Raw genomic sequence first — 5,559 nt, forward strand, 5'->3', positions numbered from 1 at the left:
GGCGTCAACATGCCCTCGCCAGTGCGCTTCCAGTTCTCCTGCCTTGTCCATCTCGTCCTCCTGTCGAAAACCTGGAGGTTGCTCCACCTCTCGGCGGTTTTACAGGTGGATCGGCTGCACGCTTACACTCGTTGGACAAGGCGCTGAAGGCTCAAGCCGTTGCCGCGGAGAGACTGAGTCAGATCGATTCTCGAATCCTCGAAACCGAGAACCGGCGGGCAGCCATCATCGATGGCCGTCTTGCTGGCAAGCGCGACCCGGCGGAAACGGCGGAACTGGCTGCCTTGGGTTTGGATCGGGAAGCCCTGGAGCGTTTGCGCCAGACAGCAGTAACCGAAGTCGATGGCAGCCTGCCCGGCGTCGAGGCCGCGCAGCGCGACCTGGTGACCGTCGAAACCGAGTGGCAACGGTGCCAAACAGAGGCCCGGCACGCTGCCCTGCTGGCGCGAGTCCGGGCGCATGAGGTGGCCTTGCTGAAGGCCGTTGAGGCGACGGTTGCCGCTGGCCGGGCCTTGGGCCACGTTCGCCCAAGGCAAAGCTGGATGCCGACCGCCGACCTGGTTCGAGTAGTCGGGGGGTCGCATGCTTGACGAACGGCGCGCTGGCCGGCCGGTATCGAGGCGTACCGTGTTGATGCGGGTTCGCCGGTCGATCGAACCTCTCAGCGACCAGTTGCTTGAAATCGTGGCGTCTGCCGCGTTGAAGGGCGACGTATCGGCTGCTGCCGGGTTGCTGAGCCTGTACATCGACGTGCTGGCGCAGCTTCAGCCTGCCGAGGCTGCAACTAAATCTGCCGAGGCTGCAACTAAATGCTGCTCTGCACAATGCCATTTGGAACCACAAGCACAGAACGGTCCATAGCATACGGTACAATGGCTTGAGGCATTTACTGCCGTTTGTGGCGCGAATATTGCTAGGTTGCGGTGCATCATGCTTTTGGTGTGGCTTCCGGCGGGTCGAACCTGTTGCACAGCGGGTTGCAGCGCAGCAGACGAAAATTTCTGAAGGGAGGTGATCCACGATGCCCAGCATTGACATTCAAGCCAACGTCAACGTCAACGTCAACGCGACCCGTGGCGGGGTCGGCGGCAGCCCGCCAACCGGGTCGGGAACTCCGGCCAACCCCCCCCAGGCCGCGCCCGCATCGGCCAATCCCAATGCGGCCACATCTGCCGCTGGGCAACAGGCCGTCGCCGCTGACATCGCCGCCAGAGAGGCCGCAGCACGGCGCGCGCTGACCCAGCGCTTGGGCAAGACCTTCACGGATGCCCAGATCGCGCAAATCGCCCGCGACTTCGGCGAAATGTCCCGTTTCAGCGGGCGTCTCAAGCGCTACGGCGGCGACATGGAACATTGGATCGAGGGCTTCCGGGGAACCTTCCCGAGCCAGCGGCAGGCGAACCAGCACTACCGAGAAGTCATGCAGCAGCTCGGGATCGTCGAGACGACACGGCCGGGCGTTTCCGGGATGCTCAGGCAGGCCGGGATGGGCGTCCTGCGGGCGGCTGGGGTAGGGGGCGGGGTCGCCGGCAACATCCTGCACCACAGCTTTCAGCAAGCCGGCGACACCGAGGGCGGAGCCGCGTCTGCGGGCGGACTGGGCATGCTCGGCAAGGGCGCCGGGATTGCCGCGCTGGCGTACCTCGGAATCAAGGGCGTCCAGAAGGTTGGGCAGAAGTTCGGGGATGCGAAGGATGAGGCGGTTCAGTACCACGATCTCCGGCAATCGGTCGGAAGCTCCGCGGTGGGCTTCGAGGAACTGCGCGAATCCGTTCGCCGGTTCTCGGTCGGTCTGGGCATCACCAGCTCGGAAAGCGCCAAGCTGGCGCGCACTTACGCGCAATCGTCGCAAGTGTCCGGACGCGCCGCGCAGAATAGCATCGGCATGGCGGTCGGGCAGGGCACGGCGATGTCGCGTGGGTTCGGTCTGTCGCCGGAAGCCGGGGTCGAGTTTCTGGGAACGCTGCGCCACTTCCGGGCGACCGATGGCAGCGAACAGAGCAACCGCCGGCTGGCGTACCTGATCGGTGACGCGGTCGGCAAGACCGATGCCTTCGCGAAAGCCGACGACGTTCTGTCGGCCATTGCGCATTTCACCGAGACCTCGACGCGACAGTCGCTCTCCCCTGCGAACGTGGCGGGGTTCTCCGATCTGATGGGGGCGCTGGGGGGGCTCAAGCTCCCCGGACTGGACGCCAAGGGGTCGGCGGGTCTGCTGCAACAGATTGCCGGATCGTGGGCCACCGGTGGCGGCGAAGCCGGCGCCGCTTTCCGTCTGGGATGGGCGCAGGAATTCGGCGCCACGGCGCTCGACATGCCGGCAATCAGCGACGCTGGCCCCTTCGCCAGCCCTGAGAGCACGTTCGGCGTCAATTCCGCGCAGTACGCGCTGGCGAGGTCGGACAAGACGCGGGCGCGCTATCTCGCCATGGCCCAGGCGGGCGGTAACAAGACCTTCCTGGACCGCGAACTCGAACGGATGCGCGGGACGATCGGCGACGAGTTCCTGGCGCCGTCGATCTCCGGCAAGTACGGCATCTCGAACGTGCAGGCCAATGCCCTGCTGGCGGCGAACGCACAGCAAGGGGGCGTCACGGGCCTGATGGATCGGGTCAACGCGGCCCTCAAGCAGGCCGGCAAAGATCCGGCCAAGGCCAACGTGTCTCAAATCAGCACGCTGGCCATGATCGACAACGCGAAGTCCGCCGAGCTTGCCGCCATGCGCGAACAGGCCCGGAAGCTCACCGGCAAGAACGCGCTGACCGATCAGGAAAAGCAGGCGCTGGACGCTGCCCAGGGCGACGACGCGCTGAAGACGATCTTGACACAGATTCACGCGATCCGCGAAACCGAGGACGACGGCAAGACCGCAAGGCAGGCGCAGATCGATCTCGACAACAAGTTCAAGGACTACGCCTCCAAAATCCTCCCGGCGACGAACGCCATCCAGGAGGGGGTGTTTGGTCTGCTCGACAAGGTCGGCGGCCTGACTCCCGAGATGAAGCAGTACCAGGCCAACCGGGCTTACCAGGAGCGTCTGGACAAGGAGGGAAGCGGGGAAGGCGCCAAGGAACGGAAGCAGGCCATCACCGACGAAGCGATCAAATTCGCCAAGCAGGGTCCCATGTCCCAGGCCGAGTACGATCAACGCCGGCAGGCTATCGGGGCGAACGAATCCGGCGACCCCGCGCTGGCGACGCATGAAGCCCGCCAGAAGGCCGCGCTGGCGCTCAGGAACGAGCGAGACCAACGTAACGCGCTCCAACCGGACGCGGTCAAGCAGGCCATCGCCAAGGAGGCGACCGAATCGGCACCCAAGCCGTCGGAGAGAGAGGCGGTTTCGGTCGTTCAGTCATCCGTACCCGATGCCGACAAGACATCAAAGGCATTGGCCGTCACGGCGTCGCGCAAGCCTGCTGCTGCGGGCACGCTATCGGAGAGCGAAAAGGCTTACCTCGCGGAGACCGACCGCTTGCTGGGCGCCCCCAAGGGCACATCCGAAGCGCAGATCATGGTGGAAAGTGGAGGCAACTCCAATGCGGTGTCGCCGCGGAAAGCGTGGGGTCTCGGGCAGATCATGCCGAGGGAGAAGGGCGTCATGGAAACTCGAATGGGGCGCAAGATCGTTTCCCGAGCCGATCAGCTTGAAGCGCATCGCCTGATGATGCTGGAGAACCTGCGGAAGTTCGGCACCGTCGAAAAGGCGCAGAAAGCCTATAACGGCGGGTGGAAAGAATCCGCGTGGGGGAACAAGGAAACGTCCGAATACGTTGGCAAGATTTCCGATTACCGTGACAAGCTGATTCCAGGTGAGGCGCGCCCTGCTTCCAGGGGTGATCGGGTAGCAAGGATCACTGGCGCGGCAGAAATCAACGTCAACTACCCGGACGGCAGATCAGACAAGGTAGCCCTTCCTCTCACCGGGCAGTTCAAGCAGACCGTCGCCGGGTTGAGCCGCGGATGATGGATTTCCCGCACGTCACCGGCAAACCGTATATTGCGGAGACTGGTGGCGATGGGGGGATTCCGCTATCGGCCGCCAGCATTACAGGATTATCTGGTATTGCGGAAGCGATACCGGAAATCCGGTATCACCAAGACGGGCAGATGCTGGCCGAGATGCCGAAGGCTACAGGGGCAAAAGACATCGGTCCTATTGCGGTCACAAAGTGAAAAAATCGCACTTCGCCACTTGACGCGCTGCTGGTGACTGGCCGATACTGGCGATGTCGCTGCACATCAGCGATGCGAGATTGGCGTCTCGGAGAATAGGCGGACAAGCCGCCAGCATCGCGGCTTTTTTCATGTCCGTTGACATGGTTCCCAAGTTTTGGGTGGCCGTGTGGGGAGCCTTCGTGCTCGCCGGTTCCTATTCCCGGTACGCCAACCCGCACGGTCTGCCCTCATCCATCCTTGGAGTCACCCATGCCCAAAATCAGCAACCAATCCCCGGTCACCAGCCTTTCCTTCGTCAAGACCACCAGGAAAGATCGGTCATTCTGGTCAGTCCCGAGGAGCAAGAGCTACAAGAAGTCTTGCCGTCGGGGTCGGCAGTACGCCATCGAGTTTGCCCGGTTCCTTGAGGCCAACCCGACCATGACCGGCGCAGGCATCCTGCCAAGAATCATAGAGGACATGGCGAAGATCCGGCGCGGCACGAAGGGGCACGGCCATGTCGCCGGATTCCTCGCCGCCATCGAGAAAGCGCTGGTCATCACCGCCAGTCAGATCGACGTCGACGCCATTGTCAATCGCTACGAGGCCGTCAAAGCCGCACGATCGTAAAGCGCCAAAACTCCGTAGAAAATCTGAGTTTTCCAAGCCCGGCCGTGAGCCGGGTTTTTCTTGGGCGACGTTGAACTGGATTGCCCGAATTTGGCTACATGGTGGCTACACAGAGGCGACAATACGAAAGGCATAACCGCTTTACCGTGCTAAGTGCTTGATTCTTTGGTGGGGCGTCAGAGACTCGAACTCTGGACCTACGGATTAAGAGTCCGCTGCTCTACCAACTGAGCTAACGCCCCGCGTCATCATTGAGTTGAACGCAGAAAGGGTTCTCGCTTGGTGGGTTGGGTGGGATTCGAACCCACGACCAATGGATTAAAAGTCCAGTGCTCTACCGACTGAGCTACCAACCCTAGGAAACCGATAATTATAGGGAGGGGCCTGAGATCTGTCAACGGGTGTAGGGCGATAGCAGCAGTTCTCATTTCAAACCCACGCAAGGCGGCTGTTGGCGTAGGTTGGCGTACAAGGATTGGCAGACTTGGGCAATGAAGATTGAGGGAAACTCCGCCTGTTCTAAAAATAATGCTGGGAAACAGTATGTTATAGTGTTAACCTCGAACTTGATCGAAGTATTGATGATTTTCAGGTGCCCAGCCCATTTCGACCGTTGCCCCCATCCCCCTGCCGAGCCCCGCCGTCGCCTTGATCGAGAAGGTTCGGGATGCCTTCCGGGCTTTGCCGGATGGGCGTAAGCAGAGCAACGCCCGGCGCTATGAGAGGGAGGACGCGGCCCTGTCGGCCTTCGCCGTGTTTTTCTCGCAAAGTCCG

General features: G+C 62.1%; 5 protein-coding genes and 2 tRNA genes. 5 read left to right on the top strand and 2 right to left on the bottom strand.

The genetic code is table 11. From position 1 onward, the window contains the following. The first annotated feature begins 131 nt into the window (after nt 1-131). From V5B39_RS21435 to V5B39_RS21455, 5 genes are all read left to right on the top strand, one after another. Nucleotides 132-590: a hypothetical protein gene (locus V5B39_RS21435; protein WP_332344854.1), complete on the top strand. Its 459-nt coding sequence runs from the start codon at nt 132-134 to the stop codon at nt 588-590. A 37-nt stretch (nt 591-627) separates the two neighbouring features. Continuing rightward, entirely contained in the window at nt 628-861 is a 234-nt protein-coding gene (locus V5B39_RS21440) for a hypothetical protein (RefSeq protein ID WP_332344855.1), read from the top strand. 160 nt (nt 862-1,021) lie between these two features. Continuing rightward, nucleotides 1,022-3,964, top strand: a complete 2,943-nt coding sequence (locus V5B39_RS21445) for a transglycosylase SLT domain-containing protein (protein ID WP_332344856.1) — start codon at nt 1,022-1,024, stop codon at nt 3,962-3,964. Further along, a complete protein-coding gene (locus tag V5B39_RS21450) occupies nt 3,961-4,173 on the top strand; it encodes a hypothetical protein (protein ID WP_332344857.1) in 213 nt (70 codons plus the stop codon). The genes V5B39_RS21445 and V5B39_RS21450 overlap by 4 nt, the downstream gene beginning before the upstream one ends. A 252-nt stretch (nt 4,174-4,425) precedes the next feature. Then, nucleotides 4,426-4,785 carry a hypothetical protein gene (locus tag V5B39_RS21455; RefSeq protein WP_332344858.1) on the top strand — a complete coding sequence of 120 codons (360 nt, stop codon included), beginning with the start codon at nt 4,426-4,428 and terminating at the stop codon, nt 4,783-4,785. A gap of 166 nt (nt 4,786-4,951) precedes the next feature. On the opposite strand, the gene V5B39_RS21460 is transcribed toward V5B39_RS21455, so the two are convergent. Both V5B39_RS21460 and V5B39_RS21465 read right to left on the bottom strand, forming a co-directional pair. Continuing rightward, a tRNA-Lys gene (locus V5B39_RS21460) sits at nt 4,952-5,027 on the bottom strand. Nucleotides 5,028-5,065: 38 nt separating this feature from the next. Further along, nucleotides 5,066-5,141: transfer RNA gene (locus V5B39_RS21465), tRNA-Lys, on the bottom strand. Between the last annotated feature and the right edge of the window lie 418 nt (nt 5,142-5,559).

The sequence above is a fragment of the Accumulibacter sp. genome (genome assembly GCF_036625275.1).
Lineage (GTDB): Bacteria > Pseudomonadota > Gammaproteobacteria > Burkholderiales > Rhodocyclaceae > Accumulibacter.

Excerpts from the sequence above, each read along its gene's own strand:
- V5B39_RS21445 (WP_332344856.1), top strand. The coding sequence starts at position 1,022 with ATGCCCAGCATTGACATTCAAGCCAACGTCAACGTCAACGTCAACGCG.
- V5B39_RS21450 (WP_332344857.1), top strand. The coding sequence starts at position 3,961 with ATGATGGATTTCCCGCACGTCACCGGCAAACCGTATATTGCGGAGACT.
- V5B39_RS21455 (WP_332344858.1), top strand. The coding sequence starts at position 4,426 with ATGCCCAAAATCAGCAACCAATCCCCGGTCACCAGCCTTTCCTTCGTC.